Genomic DNA, 20,337 nt, shown 5'->3' with positions numbered 1-20,337 from the left:
AAACATGATCACTAAATTTTTTACCATGATAGTGGGTAGTCGTAACGACAGAACGCTTAAGCGCATGCGCAAAGTTGTAAATGAAATTAATGCCATGGAGCCTAAGTTTGACGCGCTTTCCGACAGCGAGCTGCAGGCTAAAACCGCCGAGTTTCGCCAACGTCTAGAGCAGGGTGAAACCCTAGAGCAGTTATTGCCTGAAGCCTTTGCCACCGTGCGTGCCGCTTCGCGCCGGGTGTTTGAAATGCGTCATTTCGATATGCAGATGATTGGCGGCATGGTGTTGCATAACAATCAAATCGCCGAGATGAAAACCGGTGAAGGTAAAACCCTGACCGGTACTTTGCCGGTGTATTTGAATGCCTTGACGGGCCGTGGTGTACACGTGATCACGGTTAACGACTATCTTGCGCGCCGCGATGCGGAAGCCAACCGTCCCTTGTTTGAATTTTTAGGCATGACCGTCGATTGCAACTTGGCGGGTATGGACTCGTATGAAAAGCATGCGGCCTATGCGGCGGATATTACTTACGGTACCAATAACGAATTTGGTTTTGACTATCTGCGTGACAACATGGCGTTTTCACCGCAACAGCGCGTACAGCGTCCGCTGTATTACGCGCTGATCGATGAAGTGGATTCGGTGTTAATCGATGAAGCGCGCACGCCTTTGATTATTTCTGGTCCCGCCGAAGACAGCTCAGAGCTGTATATTCGCATCAATACCTTGATCCCGAAATTGGTCAAGCAAGATAAAGAAGACACCGAAGATTATATTGGCGATGGCCACTACACGGTGGATGAGAAAAATAAACAAGCGTTGCTGACCGAAAATGGCCAGATCTTCGTTGAAGAAGAGCTCAAGCGCATGGGCCTTATCGAAGAAGATGACTCACTGTTCTCTGCCAGTAACATTACGCTGTTAGCCCACGTGAACGCGGGTCTGCGTGCTCATACTTTATTTGAGCGCGACGTGGATTACATCGTCAAAGATGACGAAGTGATCATCGTTGATGAGCACACCGGCCGTACTATGCCGGGGCGTCGTTGGTCAGAAGGTTTGCATCAGGCCGTTGAAGCCCGCGAAGGGGTGAAGATCCAAAACGAAAACCAAACATTGGCCTCTATCACCTTCCAAAACTTCTTTAGATTGTATGAAAAACTGGCCGGCATGACGGGTACCGCCGATACTGAAGCCTTTGAGTTTCAGCATATCTATGGCCTAGATACGGTGGTTATCCCCACCAATAAACCCATGGTTCGTAACGACATGGGTGACTTGGTGTATTTAACTGCGCCTGAGAAATATCTGGCGATAGTGGAAGACATTAAAGGCTGTGTTGAACGCGGTCAGCCGGTACTCGTGGGTACTGTTTCCATTGAAAACTCTGAATTGTTGTCCGGCATTTTGGACAAAGAAGGCATTTCGCATCGGGTGTTGAACGCTAAGTTCCACGAAAGTGAAGCCGAAATTATCGCCGAAGCGGGTCAGTCAGGCGTGGTGACTATCGCCACTAACATGGCAGGTCGGGGTACGGATATCGTATTGGGCGGCAACTGGCAGTCAGAAATCGACAAGTTAGAAGCACCGAGCGAGCAGCAAATCGCCGAGATTAAAGCAGCCTGGAAAGTGCGTCACGATACAGTAGTAGCCGCCGGTGGTTTGCATATTATTGGCACCGAGCGTCATGAGTCGCGTCGTATCGATAACCAGCTGCGCGGTCGTGCGGGTCGTCAGGGAGACGCGGGTTCAAGCCGTTTCTATCTGTCGATGGAAGATGCCTTGATGCGTATCTTCGCCTCAGACCGAGTAACCGGCATGATGAAGAAATTAGGCATGGAAGAAGGCGAGGCCATCGAACACCCTTGGGTGAGCCGCGCCATCGAAAATGCCCAGCGAAAAGTAGAAACGCGTAACTTCGACATTCGTAAAAACTTGCTCGAGTTTGATGACGTCGCCAACGATCAACGTAAAGTTATCTATGAGCAGCGTAACGAGTTGCTGGATGCTACCGATATTAGCGATACCATTACCGTGATCCGTGAAGATGTGATCAACGGCATTGTGGATGAGTATATTCCGCCTCAGTCCTTGGAAGAGCTGTGGGATGTGCCCGGCCTTGAGCACCGCTTGATGGCCGACTTTGGTCTAGAAGTGCCGGTCAGCGCTTGGTTGAAAGAAAACGACAAGCTGCACGATGAGCAGTTGCGCGAGCAAATATTGGCCATCGCCGCCCAAGCTTACACGGAGAAAGAAACCGTGGTTGGCCCAGAGGTGATCCGCCAGTTTGAAAGCTCTGTGATGCTGCAAACGCTGGATACTTTGTGGAAGGAGCATTTGGCCGCCATGGATCATTTGCGCCAAGGGATTCACTTACGCGGTTATGCACAAAAGAATCCTAAGCAAGAGTACAAGCGCGAGTCTTATGAGCTGTTTACCCAGCTGTTAGATAATCTTAAGCGTGAAGTGATCAGCATATTGAGCCGCGTTAAGGTACAGAGCCCAGAAGAAATAGAAGTGGTGGAAGAGCAGCGTCGGGCAGCAGCCGAGAGCTTGCCCCAGAGCTATAGCCATGCATCGGCTGACAGTTTACTCGAAGAGGAAGCAGCAATCGCCGCCGCCCCTGAGCCTATGCCCTTCGTGCGCGACGGTCAAAAAATTGGCCGCAACGATGTTTGCCCTTGTGGTTCCGGTAAAAAGTACAAGCAGTGCCACGGTAAGCTGAGCTAAGCTAAGACATTCCCTTGCAGTACCCAAAAACCGCCCGCGAGGGCGGTTTTTTTATAGGCGGAAAACAGCAATCAAATAGACGCTACTCAGTCGAAAGTGTTCTTATTTGAAACTTATGCGTTCTATTGTGTAAATAGAATATAATATCGCCAAATTGCCACGGCAGTAGAAGAGCAAGCCACGGTGACGGAAGATAAGTAATGCTGCGGAACTAACGTGGATTTTGTCGTTACAGGCTCTTAAAAGATTCAAGACTCCTTCGCCACTGTCTTATCGCTGGGTTTTGACCTTGTAGGTGCAAATTTATTCAGCACGGTTTGGCTTTAGGTTTGGTTCTGAAACTAACCCGCTTCGCCGCAGTTTGGAGCTTGGCTATCCACATAAGTTATGCGAGATTACTTATCAGCCGTAACCTCACTCAGATCCAAGGTGTAGGCGAAGAAACCGCAAGCGGTACCGAGCAAACAGCCAGTGCGAGTCGTGAGTTGTCAGAACTGGTGGCGGGGCTACAACAACTGGTGCAAGGCTTTAGATTAGAGTCAGAGGGCCGAGGCTCGCGTTATCGTGGTTAATTAGTCTGTATGCTATCGCCGCTAATGGTTAGCGAAGCGAGCACATGAAACAAGAGCCAGTCGTGAACATTCACGACTGGCTCTTGTTCATATAAGGGCTGCTCAGTATACTGCCGACTCTCAAAACACGAGGTTTTCTGATGTTAAAGCTGTTGCGAATCTTCTTACTGGTACTGGCCATGGTGGTGGTGTTTATCTTGGGCACAGTGATTTGTGTGTTGCGCCCGCGCCACCCTAATAACGTCTATCTGCTCGGTCGCTTATTTAACAAGGCCTGTATTTTGGTGGGCTTGAAAGTCATCTTTCGCGGCTATGAGCACGTTAAGGATTTACAGTCGGCGGTGTATATCGCCAACCACCAAAGTAACTGGGACATTATTGCGCTAACCGGTGCGGTTATGCCGCGTACTGTGGCCATTGGCAAGAGCAGTCTGTTTTGGATACCCTTGTTTGGGCAGCTATTTTGGCTGAGTGGCAATTTGCTGATCAATCGTGAAAACAAAGCCAAGGCAGCCAGCACCATCGGTAAGGTAGTAGATAAAATTCGCCAGCGTAATATGTCAATTTGGATGTTTCCTGAAGGCACACGCAGTAAAGGCCAAGGCTTATTGCCCTTTAAAACCGGCGCTTTTCATATTGCCTTACAAGCCCAAGTGCCCTTAGTGCCGATTGCATGTTCCAGTTATTTTGGCCAAGTTGATTTGAATCGCTGGGATAACGGCGAGTTGATCGTCGAAATTATGCCGCCAATATCCGTTGAGGGCTATGAGCCTAAGCAAATTAGAGACTTGCTCAAACACAGTCGGAGCATCCTAAGCAATCGCATCGCTGAGCTCGATCTTGAAGCGCGTCGGCCTTGATTTTACGCCTCACTCTTCACCCTTTACTCTTTACATTAACTTGAATTATCGGCCAAGGAGCCTGCTATGAGTGAACTGCAACATTGGCAAGATGAAACCAATGAGATTATTACCTCTTTGTTAGAAGACGGCAGCAACCCTACCGCCTTGTATACCTTAGAGCATCACTTTTCAGGCCAAGACTTTGATAAGCTTGAGAAAGCCGCACTGGATTGCTTTAAATTAGAGTATGAAGTGACGGATGCGGAAGAGATAGCGCTAGAAACCGGTCAGACCTTATTGAGCTTCGATGCCATTACCGACGGCCCGCTTGAATTAGCAGCCATCATGGAGCAGATCAACGAACTGCTGCCCATCGCTCAAAAATACGGCCTCGAATACGACGGCTGGGGCACCTACTTCGAAGAATAAAGTCGTAAAGGGTGAGGCGTGAGACGTTAGGAGAAACTTCCTCACACCTCACACCTCACACCTCACTCAAAGCTTCAACATTAGCGTAATCTCGCAGTCATCATGGCCGCTATTGCCTAAGCGCGGGCAGGGCGTGAAACCCAGTTTTTGGTATAAGTGCAATGCCTCGGGTAATAGCGGCGTGGTTTCAAGATAACAACCTTGATAACCCCGCAAGTTCGCCTCTTGCAGCACCTTCTCTGCCAACCAACGGCCTAACCCTTGGCCGCGCACATCTGCCAATAAATACATTTTCTGTAGCTCACACACGCCAGCATGACCCGCCACAGGTGCAAAACCGGCGCCGCCGACTAAGGTGCCATCGTTCTCTACTAACAACCAATAACCAAAATCTGCTGTTTGATACAGCTCGCTCAGCTTATCTAATTGCGGGTCGGCCACGCTGTAACCTTTATCAGCGGTGAGGCCATACTCCGCCGATACCTGACGAATTAAGGCGGCAAGCGGCGCGTCATAGGGCTCGTTAAGCCTCAGTAGGCGATAGTGATGCGCGGCTGAAGTCGCTACATCGGGGTTTGTTAAGCAGTACTGCATGACATATTTTCTCTTTTTAGCCACCAAGGCGTGAGTATTATGAGCCAAGTGTTTAGGTTGCACGAGTGCGACCTTAGCGGAATAGCTGTTGGCGTTATGTGATTACCCATAATGTTCAGCCATATCTCAATAATTTTTTATAAGTAAATTCAATTTGTTACAGAGTGGCGCATGTCTATTCTCTTGTAGGAGCCCGTCTCTTCGGCGAAGAGGACTTCGGCTCGGTTTTATGTTTTGGTTTAAATCTAAACCTCAGTAGCAGCCAGCAAAGCTGGCCAGCCGAATGAATTGGTTGCTACAAAACCCAGACCATTTGACCTTGGAGCCAGACCGGCATCTATAAAAGAACAAACCGAAACAGGGCGCATAATGGCTGAGGTTCATAAGTAATCAGGTGGCGTTAGGTGCTTTGCTTTGTCTTTTGAGTTATGTCTCTTGGCTTATGTGTCTGCGTCCCATGTCTAGTAGCGCAGATATCTCATGCTATAGTGTGCAAAATAGGAGCTAAGGAGCGCTTATATGTATCCCCCTCATAACCCCGATCCCTACGTATTGCTGTGGGATGAATATAAGTATCGTCACGATCATATTTGGCAAAAGCTCTTTCAAATTACCATTGCCGTGGTGGTGTTGGGGGCCGTACCTTATCTAAAGCCAGAAATCGGCCAGATATTAGGCAGTTGGATTTTGATTGCTCCTTTACTGGGTAGCATGCTGACGCTGATCACTTTGGTGCTTATGCATTTTGAGCTCACCTTATTTGCCAAAATTGCCGCGGCCCATCGTCAGCATCAAGAGCTACAAGGCTTACTGCATCACAGTAGACATAATTACTTTCGATATATGGTGATGACTTACGTGAGCTTTTTGTTGTTGGTCAGCATAGCTAACGTGCTAGTAATTCACTGGCTATGGCTGGACGCGGTGGCGTAAACCATTACTCCACGACAGACCTAGACACAAGGCTCGTTATAAAGGCAGTGGTTTTGTGTTAAAGGGAGTACACTGCCCAATATAGCGTTCACGTAACATTCACGGCACAGAGGTAATCACTATGATTAGCAGCAAGAAAATAGCGACAGTTGCATTGGCTTCTACATTACTGTTGAGTTTAACCGCGTGCGGTAATATGTCAGAGCGCGATCGTAACACGGCCATTGGTGCTGGTGCAGGTGGTGTAGCAGGCTCAGTATTAACCGGCGGTAGCACGGTAGGCACCGTAGGTGGAGCCGTAGTGGGTGGTGTAATTGGTAACCAAGTCGGTAAAAAATAAGCGATAAGTTTATTTTTAGATTTAAGAGGCATGCTAAGAAGCATGCCTTTTTTATATCTGCTTTTTATCAGCATGCAACCATAAAAAAACCGACCCTTGCAGGTCGGTTTTTTGTTTTACTGTTGCGTAAAGCGTAAAGCGTAAAGCGTAAAGCGTAAAGCGTAAAGCTTATAGGCTTGCTATCTGCTCTTGTTGAGCAATCAGCTTAGTTAAGGCGGCTTGGTAATCATCAAGCTTACCTTGCTCAACCGCAACTACGGCGGCGGGTGCTTTAGCCACGAAGCCGGCGTTGTTCAGCTTGCCTTCGATACGCTTGATTTCACCTTTAACTTTGTCCAGCTCTTTACCTAAGCGCGCTAGCTCGGCGTCTTTATCAATTAAGCCTGCCATGGGTAGCAGCAATTCTGTCTCACCAATTAACTGTTTGGTGGAAGTCGGTGCTTCCTCTCCCGGGCTTAAGTGAGTAATGGCATCTAGCTTGGCCATGGCTTTTAAGAAGGCTTCGTTGTCCGTTGCGCGGCGACCATCGTCACCGGCGGGGCGTAACAGCACAGATAAGGCTTTGCTTGGCGCAAGATTCATCTCGGCACGCAAGTTACGAATGGAGACGATAAAGCGCTTCACCCATTCCAGATCCGCCATGGCATCCGGATCTTCCAGAGACGCATCCGCTTCTGGGTAGGCGGCCAGCATTATGCTGTCGCCAGCACGATTAGCCAAAGGTGCCACACGCTGCCAAATCTCTTCGGTGATGTAGGGCATGATCGGGTGTGCTAAGCGCAGCAGCGTTTCGAGCACTTCAATCAAGGTCTTGCGCGTCGCGCGCTGTTCCGCCTCAGAGCCGTGCCACAGCACTGGCTTGGTCAGTTCTAAGTACCAGTCACAGAACTGGTGCCAGATGAACTCATAGAGCGCATTGGCGGCGCGGTCGAAGCGATAGCTGTCTAGGGCTTCACGCACTTCGGTGATGGTCACTTGCAGTTGGGCTTGGATCCAACGATCGGCTAACGAGTAGCTGAGCTCGCCGGCAGTTGCGCCAGAGTTAAAGCCGCAGTCTTGATCTTCGGTGCTCATCAACACGTAGCGGGAGGCGTTCCACAGCTTATTACAGAAGCTGCGATAGCCGTCTAAACGACGCATATCCCAGTTAATGTCACGACCGGTAGAGGCCATAGCCGCCAAGGTAAAGCGCAGCGCATCGGTACCGTGGGCTTCAATGCCGTCGGCAAAGGTGGTGCGGGTATCTTTTTCTATTTTGGCGGCCAGTTTTGGCTGCATCATATTGCCGGTACGCTTGGTCACCAAAGACTCAAGGTCGATACCGTCAATCATATCTAAGGGATCGAGCACGTTACCCTTAGATTTTGACATTTTATCGCCGTTTTCGTCACGGATCAGACCCGTCACGTACACGGTTTTAAAGGGTACTTGCGGCTTGCCGTTTTCATCTTTAATGAAGTGCATGGTCATCATGATCATGCGCGCCACCCAGAAGAAAATAATATCAAAGCCGGTGACTAGCACGCTGCTCGGATGGAAGGTCGCTAAGTCCGGCGTTTTTTCTGGCCAACCTTGAGTAGAGAAGGTCCAGAGTGCCGAGCTAAACCAAGTGTCGAGCACGTCTTCGTCTTGATTCAGTGCAACCTCGGCGCCCAGCTTATAAGTAGCACGCACTTCCGCTTCATCGCGGCCAACGTAGACTGTACCGTCGGTATCGTACCAGGCAGGAATACGATGGCCCCACCACAGTTGGCGAGAAATACACCAATCTTGTACATCACGCATCCACGAAAAATACATGTTCTCGTATTGCTTAGGCACAAACTCGATTTCACCGTCTTCTACGGCTTTAGTGGCCACTTCGGCAAGCGGTGCTGCGCGTACATACCATTGGTCGGTCAGCATCGGCTCAATAGGCACGCCGCCGCGATCCCCGTAAGGCACGGTTAAGTCGTGAGCTTTCACGCTATCGAGCAAGCCTAACTCGTCCAGTGCGCTAACGATGGCTTTACGGGCTGCATAGCGTTCTAAACCGTGAAACTCAGCAGGCAGGGCATCGGAGTAAACATCGCTCACTTCGCCTTTGCTGGTGAACACTTCGGCAAGATCGCGAATGTGTGCATCCAAGGTCAGGATATTAATTAATGGCAGCTGATGGCGCTTGCCCACTTCCGCATCATTAAAATCGTGGGCGGGAGTGATTTTTACGCAACCCGTGCCTTTTTCCATGTCTGCATGGTCATCACTGACAATCGGGATACGGCGGCCCACAAGCGGTAAGTCGATAAACTTACCAATCAGGCTCTGATAGCGTGGATCTTTCGGGTTCACTGCCACGGCGGTATCGCCGAGCATGGTTTCCGGACGCGTGGTGGCCACTACTAGGTAGTTTTTGCCATCGGTAGTGGTCGCACCATCGGCGAGTGGGTAGCGAAAGTGCCACATATGGCCTTTCACTTCGCGGTTTTCTACTTCTAAGTCTGAGATGGCGGTGTTGAGTTTCGGATCCCAGTTTACCAAGCGTTTACCGCGATAAATCAGGTCGTCTTGGTACAACTGCACGAACACTTCTTTTACCGCGTTCGACAAACCGTCATCCATGGTAAAGCGCTCACGCTCCCAATCCACAGACGTGCCTAAGCGACGCAGCTGCTGAGTGATGGTGCCGCCGGACTCTTTTTTCCAATCCCAAATTTTATCGATAAAGGCTTCACGGCCGTAATCGTGACGAGTTTTGTCTTCTTCGGCGGCGATCTTGCGTTCCACCACCATTTGCGTGGCGATGCCCGCGTGGTCGGTGCCCACCTGCCATAAGGTATTTTTGCCCTGCATACGCTGATAACGAATGAGGGTGTCCATGATGGTGTCTTGAAACGCATGGCCCATATGCAGGCTACCGGTCACGTTAGGTGGCGGTATCATAATGCTATAAGCAGGTTTGCTGGTGTCGCCATGAGGCTTAAAGTAGCCCTTGTTTTCCCATTGCTGATACATGGCTTGTTCAATAGCCGTGGGATTAAATGTTTTTTCCATGATGTTATTCGTCTTGAGTTTGGGAAGGGACGGGGGCGGTTATAAGCGTAAAACCTGCCTGACGATAAACTTTAAAGCGCTCGCGCGCTTGTTGTTTGCCTGCGTCATCTGCGGGCACAAAGTCCACGAGTTGGTTAAAGCGGCGCGCAAAGTCTGGCGCCGTGGGCGCCAGATTGATCAATACTGCACGGCCATTTTTGGGGGGCTGCCAGCCGATGATGACCTGCGCCCCTTGGGGGGGACCTTCGCCTTGCAGATTATGGGCAATAAAACCATCGGCTGGCTGCTGCCAGAGCGCCTCATCCAGCGCCTCGGCTTGGCGTTGATCTTGGGCGTGAATAAACACACCCAGCCCTTGGCGATAGAAGTCGGTGGTCAGTTCACACACCCACGCGACCGTCGACTCAGGCGTCGCGGATTCTGGCAGCAAATAAAAACAGCCTTGGCTCATGCTCACTCTTCGATATTGTTAACGCCGGCCCGGTTCAATAAAAACTGGGTCAACAAGGGCACCGGACGACCGGTGGCGCCTTTATTCTTGCCGCTCACCCAAGCGGTACCGGCCACATCTAAGTGCGCCCACTGGTACTTTTTGGTGAAGCGTGCCAAGAAACAGGCAGCAGTAATAGCACCCGCAGCGCGACCGCCGATATTGGCCATGTCGGCAAACGGGCTTTCTAACTGCTCGTTATACTCATCACCCATCGGCAGACGCCAAGCGCGATCGCCTGCTTGCTCGGAGGCATTAAGCAGCTCATGAGCCAGCGGGTTATGGTTGGCCATCAAAGCTGACGTGTGGTGACCCAGCGCAATAATACTGGCACCGGTTAAGGTTGCCACGTCTACTACCACCTCCGGATCGTAGCGCTCGACAAAGGTCAGGGCATCGCATAATACCAAGCGGCCTTCGGCGTCCGTGTTTAACACTTCGATGGTTTGGCCAGACATGCTGGTCAGAATATCACCCGGACGATAGGCGTTGCCGTCAGGCATGTTTTCACAGCCGGCTAATACTGCCACCACGTTAATGGGCAGTTGCAGTTCGGCCAAGGCTTGCATGGTGCCCAGCACGGCGGCAGCACCGCCCATGTCGTACTTCATTTCATCCATGCCTTCGCCGGGTTTCAGTGAAATGCCGCCCGCATCAAAGGTCAGGCCTTTGCCAACTAATACGATGGGGCGCGCATCTGGGTCTGGATGACCTTTATATTCAATGATGGCCATCATGGCTTCATTGCGTGAGCCACGGGCTACGGCCAAATAGGAATTCATGCCCAGCTCGGCCATTTCTTCTTCGCCAATCACGCGAGTGGTAATGTTGTCCCAGGCATCCGCCAGCTGGCGCGCCTGTGAGGCCAAGTAGGCTGGGTTACAGACGTTAGGCGGCATATTAGCCACATCACGACAGACTCTTACGCCACGGGCCACGGCTAAGCCGTGTGCTACGGCACGTTCGCCAATGGGCAACTCGCGACGGGTGGGCACGTTAAACACCATTTTGCGCAAGGGGCGGCGCGGTTCGGCTTTATTAGTCTTAAACTGATCAAAGCTATACAGGCTGGCTTTGGTGGTTTCTACCGCTTGGCGCACTTTCCAATAAGTATCTCTACCCTTGACGTGCAGCTCGGTTAAAAAGCACACTGCTTCCATTGAACCTGTGTCGTTAAGCGTATTAATGGTGTTGCGAATAATTTGTTTATACTGACGCTCGTCTAGCTCGCGCTCTTTGCCACAACCGACCAGCAACACACGCTCGCTGAGCACGCCCGGTACTTGATGTAACAGTAACATCTGGCCGGCTTTGCCTTCCAGATCGCCGCGGCGCAACAGGGCACTCAAGTAACCGTCGCTGATTTTATCCAGCTGTTCGGCTACCGGAGACAGACGACGGGGTTCAAACACGCCGACCACGATACAGGCACTACGCTGTTTCTCGGGGCTACCACTTTTAACACTGAACTCCATGGATTCTCCTACCGCTTGAAGACAATGAGCGTTAGATCAAGGATAATGATGATCGTCGCAAAAACATGCAGATTTTCGCACACATAAGGTGCGAAAATCGTGATTTTACGCTTATTCTTAAGCGTTTCCATTGAAAAGACAAGTTAACACTGGGATTTACGGTGATTGCATTTCGCTATTTGTTTTGGGAAACCCTAAAAACGCAGCTTGCTGTGTTATTCGTGCTGCTGCTTATTTTTGTCAGCCAGAATTTTATCGAGGTATTGGCGGGCGCTGCTAGCGGCACTATACCCGTCGGTTTAGTCGGTAAGCTGTTGCTGCTTAATATGCCGGACATGGCGACCTTGATGTTACCCATCAGCTTATTCTTGGGCATCTTATTCGCTCACGGCCGCTTGTATGCGGAGAGTGAGATGACGGTAATGCGCGCCGTGGGCATAGGTCCAGGCAAAATCATGACCGTCACCTTAGTGCTGGCGCTGTTATGGACGGCAGCCGCGTTAGCCAATTCTTTGTGGCTAAACCCTTGGTCGAAGGCGCAAATTTATCAGGTTCGGGAGCAGGTTAAATCCGATTCGGGTATTTCGTTATTGCGCCAAGCGCGGTTTATGAATCTGGATAACGGTCGTGTGGTGGCTTATATAGAGCAGCTCAACCCTGAAGATTCTGGCAGCAGTCTTAATCGGCTGTTTGTGGTGCAACGTGGGCAAACCGATCAGGCGCCCAGCATAGTGGTGGCTAACAGTGGCCGCTTTCAAGAGCGCGATGGCGGCCAATGGCTGACGCTAGATGAAGGTCGCCGTTACAGCGGGGTGCCGGGCACGCGCGCGTTTGATGTGGCCGAGTTTGATGAATACAGCGCCTTTATTCGCGCCAGCGAAATTGGCGAAGTGGAACGCAAAGAATCGGCGCTAGATAGCAAAACCCTGAGCCACTCTCAGGAGCTGCTCGATAAAACCGAGCTGCAATGGCGTCTAGTGTTACCTTTATCCATGCTGGTCTTGGTGTTGGTAGTGGTGCCGCTGGCGGTGATTAACCCCCGCCAAGGTCGCTACGCGAAATTGCTGCCTGCTATCTTGTTGTATCTGGCGTATTTTTTATTACAAAGTGCCTCACGCTCCGCAGTAGAAGGGGGCAGTATGCCGATTTATCCGGGCCTGTATACGGTACCTATAGTGTTCTTGCTACTGGTGGCGTTGCCGCTTAATTTACGAGAAACCGCTTGGTGGAGTCGGACTCGCGAAAAATATAAACGTAATAAGGCAGCCTGATGTTCACTATTTTTGACCGATATATTGGCCGTACCGTTTTAATGGCCATTTTGTTGTGCGAGCTGACCTTGGTGGGTTTGGCGGCCATTATCCGTTATGTGGAGCAGCTGAGAAGCGTGGGCGAGGGGACTTATACCTTACTGTCGGCGTTTTATTTTGTGTTGCTGTCTATGCCCCAAGAAATAGTGCTGTTCTTTCCGATTGCCGCCTTATTGGGTGGCTTAATCGGTTTGGGACAAATGGCCAGTAATAGTGAACTAGTGGTGATGCAGTCTGCCGGTCGCTCGCGATTCAATATAGTGGTGAGTGCGCTAAAAACCACCTTGCCGTTGATGCTGGTAATTATGCTGGTGGGTGAATATGTGGCACCGGCCACCAAGTTAGCCTCAGATGACTTACGCAGCCAAGCTAAGTCCGGCGGCCAAGTCGTGTTGTCGGTCTATGGCGTGTGGGCCAAAGACAACGACGCTTATATTAATATTGGCCAAGCCAAGCGCGATGGGACTTTAAGTGACATTACGCTGTATTACTTCGATGAAAATACCCGCCTCTCGCGCATCACGCAGGCCGAAAGTGCCACTTACCAAGAGCCACTGTGGCGTTTAACCAATGTTACCGACACCTTGTTTAATGCCGGCGTTTCCATCAACACCCAGCATGAAGACACACGAGATTGGCAAACTAGCTTAACGCCAGAAAAGCTCGGCGTAGTAGCGATTGATCCTAATGAGTTATCGATGCGTGGCTTGTGGGAGTATCAGGGCTATTTAGCTGATAACGGTCAAGACAGTGGCTTATATGCGCTAGAGTTTTGGCGTAAAGCACTGCAACCCGTGATGGTGATTGCCATGATGTTGCTGGCGTCTTCGTTTGTATTTGGTGCACTGCGCAGTGTGACCATGGGCGCGCGCCTGTTACTGGGTATTCTATTTGGCTTTGGTTTCTATGTGTCTAACCAAGTGTTTGGCCCTATAAGCTTGGTTTATCACGTGCCGCCCTTTATCGGAGCGCTGGGACCTAGTCTGTTGTTTATTGGTATCGCCTTGGCATTACTGAATAAGCGGGCCTAGATAAGAATGTGAGTCGTGAAGCGTAAAAAGTGAGGTGTTAAAGACGGCACCTCACCCTGCACTTATTACTCTTAAGCTGGTTTCTTATCTAACAATTGCTTATTGAGCTCTTTGCTCATCACTATCATCTCGCAGTCAGCAATCTTATCTTGCAGTGCTAACTTAGTGCGCGGATTAAACACCAACCATAAATTACCCAAGCCGAGCAGGGCGCAGGCGGCGCGAATAATGCATTGAGCTAAGCGTAAGCGACTGCCGTCGGTATTTTGTACCCGTAAGCGCCAAGCGCGCATGCCGATGGTTTGGCCGCTGGTGCGCCAAAACCAGCAATAAAAAAATAGGCCGACCGCCAGTAAGCACAGCTGATACCAGCGGCTAGCACTTAACAAAGCGGCGGTGTCTTCGTGAGTACCTAAGCTTATCCAGCCGAGCTTTAGCATCAGTACCGTTAAGCCAAAGTAGATAAACCCCGCCACCATCAGCAGTGAAATCACCACTAATAGGTCATACAACCAAGCTGCTAAGCGGCGCATTAATCCTGCGCGCTCTAAACCTACATATTCAGAATAAGAAGCCACTACCACTACCAACCTGTTACGAATCATTTAAGGTGTGCCATTCTAGCAAACCCTTGAGCCTGTGGTCATTTTTGTACGCAGAGCGGTCAAACAATCTGCAATTGCGCGATTTGTGCGCAGTCAGCATCATAAAGTTAATATTCTGCTTGCGGCGGGGCTCTGGATACGTATAATTCACCTCGTTCCCAAGGTGGAGCAAGTTACTTAAGCAAAGCTTCAGTAACGGTGAATAAAGTAAGTGAAAATAGTGGCGGTGTGGTGAAATTGGTATACACGACGGATTCAAAATCCGTTGCCTTCGGGCGTGGCGGTTCAAGTCCGCCCACCGCTACCACTTTATAAGCAAGACTCTTCTTTACAGTAATACCTTTCTAAAAGATATACTCTGCAATATCTAGCTCACAACGAGCTGACTCTAGTGTTTAAAAGCTAAATCTCAAGCGGTTATACTATTAATTAGCCAGGACTCATTAGCTATATCTAAAAACCTCTCGTAATGTCTAAAGAACTCCTGATAAACTTTTTATCTATCCTGCTCTATCAATGCTTTCCCTTGTCTACTGTTAGCCCGTTTACCAAGCAGGCCCGCAGCATATAAATCAGCCCAAGGCGCTCACCTGCAGTTTTCAAATAGTATCTTTTGCCAAGATCAAAAACGGATCCCTAGGATCTGCGACAAATCTCTCTTCAAAGCCGTAAGCTTGCTCTTCTAATGGCGCTTGGCGATAACCGTATTTTATAACCTCACTGATGTAGCGCTTAATAAAAGGGCCGGGGCCCAATGCTTGCCATTGTAAAACATGGACCAACTTATGAAAGTGTACTCTGAGTTGGCCGACGGCCTTAGGTTTTAAATAATAGGTATCATCAAGGTTGATACCAACGGCGTTGGGGCTTAATAATTGGCCTAAACCCAGTTGCATTACCACATCCATCGGCGGGCTGGGCAGTTCATCCACTATCACAAAGCCCGCGCTGTTAAGTAACTCAGCGCTAAAGAAACCAGTGAAGTGCGTGCCAAGCTGGCTGCAGCTATGGCGTGAATGTTGGTGTGCGAGATTGGAGGCGGTTATCCAACTGTGAATATCAAAGATCATGGGTCTTCCTTGCAGCTAGCGGTCTCGGTTGTTCAGAGGTGCAAGACTCAATAAAGAGCTATGCTCGATAGGCTGTCCCTCAATTTTTTCCATTTACTCGACTTCTTTAGTTACTCGAATTATTAAAACATCTTACATAGGAAGACTGTTATGAGTAAAAAAATCGGCTTTATTAAGGAATTTCGTGAGTTTGCCGTTAAAGGCAACATGATTGATTTGGCGGTGGGTGTGATCATAGGCGGTGCTTTCAGTAAGATCATCGACTCTTTAGTGCGCGATGTACTTATGCCAGTGATTAACTTTATTCTCGGTGGCGATGTGGATTTTTCCAATAAGTTGCTAGTGCTGCGTGCTCCAGAAGGCTACACAGGCCCGCAAACGCAAGAAGCGTTAAGTGCCGCCGGTGCTGTGGTCTTATATTGGGGCAGTTTTGTGACGGTGTTTATTAACTTCGTCTTGCTGGCGTTTGTGGTGTTTATCATGGTGAAAATGATCAATCGCATGCGCGACTCTTTGCATCGCGAACAAGAAGTAGTGACCGTCGCCCCTGCGCCCACGCCAGAAGATATACAGCTGTTGCGTGAAATACGTGATGCGCTTAAACAGCAGCAAAAATAGCCTTACCCTAAGCTGCCAGTATCTATGTCAATCCCGAGCCTGCGGGATTTTTTGAGCCTTATTTTTGCCTTTATTCTTTCAGTCCAGTAACAGTAGAGCTCGACTTCGCTAAGTTGAAAAAATAAGCACCAGCTTTGTTTGTGCCACCGCCTCGATCAAGTAGAATAGCCTGCTTTTTTGTCTTTTCGACCAAGTTATACGGTCATTATTATCCTTCGTTAGCTAATGGCCTGCTGAGTCTTTGATACTTATTTTGCTGTTTAGCGTCACACTTTGGCTTATGCCATTTCAGGTAAAGAGTGTATTGCATGTTAAAACTCGGTCAGCAAATTAACGCCACCATAGAAGTACTCACTGATAAAGGCGATGGCATCGCCAGCCTTAACGGGCGGCCTTTGTATGTGGAAGGTGCCTTGCCCGGTGAGCAGGTGGAAGTGATGCTGACGGTAGTTAAACCACATTTTGCCCAAGGTAAGTTACTGCGCCTGTTAGAGTCGGCCTCCTCTCGCCGCCCGGACTTTTGTGTCTATACCGCCTGTGGTGGCTGTCAGTTGCGGGTGATGGATTATGAGGCGCAGTTAGTGCTTAAACGCCAGTTATTGATGGAAGCGCTGCAAGCCAAGGGGCTAGATTGCGCGGTGGCCGACACCTTAGGCATGAGTGAACCCTTTAACTATCGCAATAAGGCGCAATACGCGGTGCGTTCAGGGCTGAACAAAGAACCGAAAATTGGTTTTTATGCTAAGCACAGCCATCAATTGATTGAAGTAAAAGAATGCCGGGTACAAGCTGCTGCAACCACAGAGGTAGTGGCAGGAGTGGGCGCTTGGATGCAGGAACAGCAAGTGTCGGCTTATAACGAAGTCCGTCAACAAGGTAGTGTGCGCCACCTTATGGTGCGCAATGGTGTTAATACTAACGAGCTAATGGTGGTGCTGGTGGTGGCAGAGGTGCCAACGGCGGCGGCGCTGGCGCACCTGCTTACCACACTTGGCACCATTGAAGGGTTAGCCAGCGTGATGCTTAATATCAATACTTATAATGGTAATCGAGTATTAGGGCCTGAGACTCGGTTATTGTGGGGTAAAGAAGCAATAGTTGATAGCTTAGCCGGTTTGCAGTTTGCTATTTCCGCGCAGTCTTTTTATCAAATAAACCCCAAGCAAACCGAAGCCTTATATCAAGAAGCGCTGCGCTTGGCGGCGCCAAAAGCGTATGAGGTGGCATTCGACCTCTATTGTGGCATCGGCACTATTAGCCTATTTTTGGCGCGCCATGCCCGCAACGTGTATGGCATCGAAATCGTGCCTGAGGCCATTCTTGATGCGCGCACTAATGCCGAGCTTAATGGCCTGGCCAATATTGAATTTCTTGAAGGGTCTGCCGAACAAGTAGTACCACAGCTGTATGCGCAAGGGGTGAGTGCAGATCTGGTAGTGGTGGATCCGCCGCGCAAAGGCTGTGATCAGGCCTTGCTTGAAACCTTAATCGAAATGCAGCCGAGCCGCTTGGTATATGTGTCATGCAATCCTAAAAGCTTGGCTCGTGATTTGGCTTGGCTAACGGAGCGCGGCTTTAGATTAGAGCAGGCCACACCGGTAGATATGTTCCCTCATACCATGCATGTAGAAGCCGTAGTATTACTTACTTGGCAGGGCTAGCTCGTTTAATCTCGTAACAGTAAGAGTGTGGCTAGCAGAAGAAAAGCTTGCTCTTGACGTTAATGATAACTGTTATCGGTCGCATCTCAGGTGAGGGGAATTGCTATGGTGATGCTATTGGTCTTAAGTTGGTTATTAATGGTGTTGTGGGTGCCCAGCTCTGCATTAACACTGTGGCTCAGCGCAGGCTTTGCTTTGTTTGCGCTGTTGTTAACTCTACCCTCGGTCAGTCGACATTGGTATTGGTTACCAGTAAGCGGATTAGCTGGATTAGGCATGGCCATGGGTATGATGCTGACTGAGCAAGCCGTGTAGTCGGTTACGCTTACAGCAAGCGATTGCTTGGCTGAATATTAAATCTGACCTGATTACATATGAACCTCAGCCATAATGCACCCTGTTTCGGTTTGTTCTTTGTAGCTGCCTAATTTATTCGGCAGGCCAGCTCTGCTGGCTGTTACTGAGGTTTAGATTTAAACCAAAACACCAAACCGGGCCGAATAAATTGGCCCCTACAAGGTCAAATTACCAAACTGCGCCTCATATTTTTTCCCGAAGATGCGGGTATCTCCCTGTAACCTATTGAATTCATTGATACTGAATTCACTGAAACATGGCTGAGCTTTGTGAGTAATCAGGAAATCTGAAGTAGATAATTTTTGTAAAAATTAAGAAGATATTAAGCAGATATAGTACTGATAGGCGCGTGGTTAGTCGCGTCGCAATTAAGCGCTAGCCTAATGTTGATATGAAGAACGTTGAGATGAAGAGCATACGAAGAACAAAGATTAGATCATGCAGATTTTTACTATAGAACAAACAATAAATGGTGCGAAGAGGGGGACTTGAACCCCCACACCCGAAGGCACTAACACCTGAAGCTAGCGCGTCTACCAATTCCGCCATCCTCGCACATCTAACTATTTGCTTATCTATTTACTGTTTACTTATTAATGGTGCAGCTATTTTAAATGGGCTGCCATTTGTTACTTTGAGTCACTCACACTCAAGACTCTGAGTGGTGCGAAGGGGGGGACTTGAACCCCCACATCCTAAGACACTAACACCTGAAGCTAGCGCGTCTACCAATTCCGCCACCCTCGCGTACTCAAGGCAGAGAATTCTATAGATTTTTCGCTCTGCGTCAATAAAACCCAGTCCAGAATATAAAAAAAACCGGCATGTGCTGCCGATTCTTCTAAAAAGTTATTAATTGACTGGGAGTTGGCTCTGAGTTGATTAAAAGCTGCTTAAGCTTGCCTAAAGTTTACTTGGGTTATGAACGACGCACCGCGCGATAAATTTTAAACTTACCGTTCACGGCTATGGTTTCACACTGACCAAAGCTTTTTTCAATCAGCTCGGGGTAGGGTAAAAAAGCGTTAGCCACTAAGGTGAGTGAGCCACCGTGTACCAAGTAATTTTTTGCCGAGCTGAGCAAAGCTTCTGTGGTGTGAAAGAAGGTTTTCAACCCGGCATGAAACGGGGGATTAGCCACTATATGGTTAAAGGTACCGTTCACTTGGCTTAAGCCGTCTGAGGCATACACTTTAGCGTTAAGCTGATTTTCAGCCAAAGTGAGGCGCGTGGCTTCCAGTGCCAAGGCGCTAATATCAATGCACTCTAGCTCTAATTCAGGCTGGCGCTTAAGCAGGTTGGCACCAATCACGCCGGCACCACAACCAAAGTCGAGCACGCGACCTTTCAGATTACCTAAATTATCCAACAGCAAACGTGAACCTGAGTCCAGATGACCGGCGCTAAATACCCCTGGCAAGGTACAAATCTGCAATGGCGCCTGTTCTTTTTCTAGCTCTAGGCGGTAACCTTTAACCCAGCTGGCTAATTTAAAGGGTGCAGCAGGGCGCACTAGCTCTGCTTGATACAAACTGGCGCGCCTAGCGCTGTCGAGCTTATTAACCTGATCTGCGTAAGGTGCCAGCAGCTTAGGTGCGGATTTTACGCCGCCTTTATTATCGCCCGCCATAAACAGCTGTGCGCCTTCGGCTAACAGCGGTAAGCAAGCGGCAAGCAGATACTCGGCTTCGGCTTTGGCCTTGGGCATCAATAACAATAAGCCGGCCGCGCCTTGAGTAGGCTGTACGCCAAACTCTATTTGGCGGTTTCCTTGCTGCTCTTGCCACTGAAAGTAGCGAAAGTCGGTGGTGAAAATTCGCGGAGCCGGCCCAGCTTGCGCCAACATGCCGGGTAAATTATCTTCTAGCAGACCACATACCAGCAAAGGCTGTTGGGTGAGTACATCCAAATTACGTGCCAGCATTTCGCTAACCGGCGTTAAGGCCTCAAACATCTTGGGCTCCACAGTAAATTATTTGATCAGGCATTATACATACCTACGGTGCTCTTGACATTTGTCAGTCATTAGCAAAAGATGCTGTTCAAGGTCTTTTTCAGGTGTGGCACATGCTTTCTATAGTTAAACGTAAACAGGGTAAACCGCTGAAACGAAAAGCGCTAGCCACAGTTGCGTAACCGATGCCTGATCTTCTTTAAGACAAGATGTTTTCAAACCCTGGTGATGCAACAGCAGCCGGGGTTTTTTATTTAAAATCTACCATCCTCTAACCAGGAGAAGGAGTTTC

The 20,337-nt window shown here is 49.4% G+C and carries 18 protein-coding genes and 3 tRNA genes; 12 read left to right on the top strand and 9 right to left on the bottom strand.

Annotation, left to right across the window (positions count from 1 at the left end; all coding sequences use genetic code 11):
* The first annotated feature begins 4 nt into the window (after positions 1 to 4).
* From secA to rraB, 4 genes are all read left to right on the top strand, one after another.
* Positions 5 to 2,731 carry a preprotein translocase subunit SecA gene (secA, locus tag R0134_RS13265; RefSeq protein ID WP_319782424.1) on the top strand — a complete coding sequence of 909 codons (2,727 nt, stop codon included), beginning with the start codon at positions 5 to 7 and terminating at the stop codon, positions 2,729 to 2,731.
* Between the two features lie 329 nt (positions 2,732 to 3,060).
* A complete protein-coding gene (locus R0134_RS13260; RefSeq protein WP_319782423.1) occupies positions 3,061 to 3,303 on the top strand; it encodes a hypothetical protein in 243 nt (80 codons plus the stop codon).
* A gap of 140 nt (positions 3,304 to 3,443) precedes the next feature.
* Complete coding sequence (locus R0134_RS13255; RefSeq protein WP_319782422.1) at positions 3,444 to 4,163, top strand: 1-acylglycerol-3-phosphate O-acyltransferase; 720 nt, start codon at positions 3,444 to 3,446, stop codon at positions 4,161 to 4,163.
* A gap of 66 nt (positions 4,164 to 4,229) precedes the next feature.
* Complete coding sequence (gene rraB, locus R0134_RS13250; protein ID WP_174664631.1) at positions 4,230 to 4,574, top strand: ribonuclease E inhibitor RraB; 345 nt, start codon at positions 4,230 to 4,232, stop codon at positions 4,572 to 4,574.
* A gap of 66 nt (positions 4,575 to 4,640) precedes the next feature.
* Here the strand turns inward: rraB and R0134_RS13245 are convergent, their stop codons facing one another.
* Complete coding sequence (locus tag R0134_RS13245; protein WP_319782421.1) at positions 4,641 to 5,231, bottom strand: GNAT family N-acetyltransferase; 591 nt, start codon at positions 5,229 to 5,231, stop codon at positions 4,641 to 4,643.
* Between the two features lie 456 nt (positions 5,232 to 5,687).
* Between R0134_RS13245 and R0134_RS13240 the strand changes: the two genes are divergently transcribed.
* Together R0134_RS13240 and osmB are read left to right on the top strand one after the other, a co-directional pair.
* A complete protein-coding gene (locus R0134_RS13240) occupies positions 5,688 to 6,101 on the top strand; it encodes a hypothetical protein (protein ID WP_319782420.1) in 414 nt (137 codons plus the stop codon).
* Between the two features lie 121 nt (positions 6,102 to 6,222).
* Positions 6,223 to 6,441: an osmotically-inducible lipoprotein OsmB gene (osmB, locus tag R0134_RS13235; protein ID WP_319782419.1), complete on the top strand. Its 219-nt coding sequence runs from the start codon at positions 6,223 to 6,225 to the stop codon at positions 6,439 to 6,441.
* 168 nt (positions 6,442 to 6,609) lie between these two features.
* Here the strand turns inward: osmB and R0134_RS13230 are convergent, their stop codons facing one another.
* The 3 genes from R0134_RS13230 to pepA are packed head-to-tail and all read right to left on the bottom strand — an operon-like array spanning position 6,610 to position 11,439.
* The gene (locus R0134_RS13230; RefSeq protein WP_319782418.1) at positions 6,610 to 9,474 is read right to left on the bottom strand and encodes a valine--tRNA ligase; all 2,865 of its coding nucleotides are present in this window, start codon (positions 9,472 to 9,474) and stop codon (positions 6,610 to 6,612) included.
* A gap of 4 nt (positions 9,475 to 9,478) precedes the next feature.
* Entirely contained in the window at positions 9,479 to 9,925 is a 447-nt protein-coding gene (locus R0134_RS13225) for a DNA polymerase III subunit chi (protein WP_319782417.1), read from the bottom strand.
* Between the two features lie 2 nt (positions 9,926 to 9,927).
* Entirely contained in the window at positions 9,928 to 11,439 is a 1,512-nt protein-coding gene (gene pepA, locus R0134_RS13220; protein ID WP_319782416.1) for a leucyl aminopeptidase, read from the bottom strand.
* A 161-nt stretch (positions 11,440 to 11,600) separates the two neighbouring features.
* Here pepA and lptF point away from each other — a divergent pair, with 161 nt between their 5' ends.
* Together lptF and lptG are read left to right on the top strand one after the other, a co-directional pair.
* A complete protein-coding gene (gene lptF, locus R0134_RS13215) occupies positions 11,601 to 12,710 on the top strand; it encodes an LPS export ABC transporter permease LptF (RefSeq protein WP_319782415.1) in 1,110 nt (369 codons plus the stop codon).
* Complete coding sequence (lptG, locus tag R0134_RS13210; protein ID WP_319782414.1) at positions 12,710 to 13,780, top strand: LPS export ABC transporter permease LptG; 1,071 nt, start codon at positions 12,710 to 12,712, stop codon at positions 13,778 to 13,780. Before lptF ends, lptG begins: the two co-directional genes overlap by 1 nt.
* A 71-nt stretch (positions 13,781 to 13,851) precedes the next feature.
* On the opposite strand, the gene R0134_RS13205 is transcribed toward lptG, so the two are convergent.
* Positions 13,852 to 14,385 (bottom strand): RDD family protein, encoded by a 534-nt coding sequence (locus R0134_RS13205; protein ID WP_319782413.1) that lies wholly within the window; start codon positions 14,383 to 14,385, stop codon positions 13,852 to 13,854.
* A 222-nt stretch (positions 14,386 to 14,607) separates the two neighbouring features.
* On the opposite strand from R0134_RS13205, the gene R0134_RS13200 reads away from it, so the two are divergent.
* A tRNA-Leu gene (locus R0134_RS13200) sits at positions 14,608 to 14,692 on the top strand.
* A gap of 292 nt (positions 14,693 to 14,984) precedes the next feature.
* Here the strand turns inward: R0134_RS13200 and R0134_RS13195 are convergent.
* Positions 14,985 to 15,455 carry a hypothetical protein gene (locus R0134_RS13195; protein WP_319782412.1) on the bottom strand — a complete coding sequence of 157 codons (471 nt, stop codon included), beginning with the start codon at positions 15,453 to 15,455 and terminating at the stop codon, positions 14,985 to 14,987.
* 150 nt (positions 15,456 to 15,605) lie between these two features.
* Here R0134_RS13195 and mscL point away from each other — a divergent pair, with 150 nt between their 5' ends.
* The 3 genes from mscL (at position 15,606) to R0134_RS13180 (ending at position 18,049) form a co-directional block, all read left to right on the top strand.
* On the top strand, positions 15,606 to 16,073 hold the full coding sequence (mscL, locus tag R0134_RS13190; protein WP_413641405.1) for a large conductance mechanosensitive channel protein MscL: 468 nt from the start codon (positions 15,606 to 15,608) through the stop codon (positions 16,071 to 16,073).
* A gap of 308 nt (positions 16,074 to 16,381) precedes the next feature.
* On the top strand, positions 16,382 to 17,734 hold the full coding sequence (rlmD, locus tag R0134_RS13185) for a 23S rRNA (uracil(1939)-C(5))-methyltransferase RlmD (RefSeq protein WP_319782411.1): 1,353 nt from the start codon (positions 16,382 to 16,384) through the stop codon (positions 17,732 to 17,734).
* 105 nt (positions 17,735 to 17,839) lie between these two features.
* Positions 17,840 to 18,049 (top strand): hypothetical protein, encoded by a 210-nt coding sequence (locus R0134_RS13180; protein WP_319782410.1) that lies wholly within the window; start codon positions 17,840 to 17,842, stop codon positions 18,047 to 18,049.
* A 512-nt stretch (positions 18,050 to 18,561) separates the two neighbouring features.
* Here the strand turns inward: R0134_RS13180 and R0134_RS13175 are convergent.
* The 3 genes from R0134_RS13175 to rsmC form a co-directional block, all read right to left on the bottom strand.
* A tRNA-Leu gene (locus R0134_RS13175) sits at positions 18,562 to 18,646 on the bottom strand.
* Positions 18,647 to 18,753: 107 nt separating this feature from the next.
* Positions 18,754 to 18,838: transfer RNA gene (locus tag R0134_RS13170), tRNA-Leu, on the bottom strand.
* Positions 18,839 to 19,010: 172 nt separating this feature from the next.
* Entirely contained in the window at positions 19,011 to 20,045 is a 1,035-nt protein-coding gene (gene rsmC, locus R0134_RS13165; protein ID WP_319782409.1) for a 16S rRNA (guanine(1207)-N(2))-methyltransferase RsmC, read from the bottom strand.
* Positions 20,046 to 20,337 lie beyond the last annotated feature (292 nt).

Source organism: Oceanisphaera sp. IT1-181, from assembly GCF_033807535.1.
Lineage (GTDB): Bacteria > Pseudomonadota > Gammaproteobacteria > Enterobacterales > Aeromonadaceae > Oceanimonas.
The sequence above is the reverse complement of the archived record's forward strand: the minus strand, read 5'-3'. Positions and strand labels throughout refer to the sequence as shown.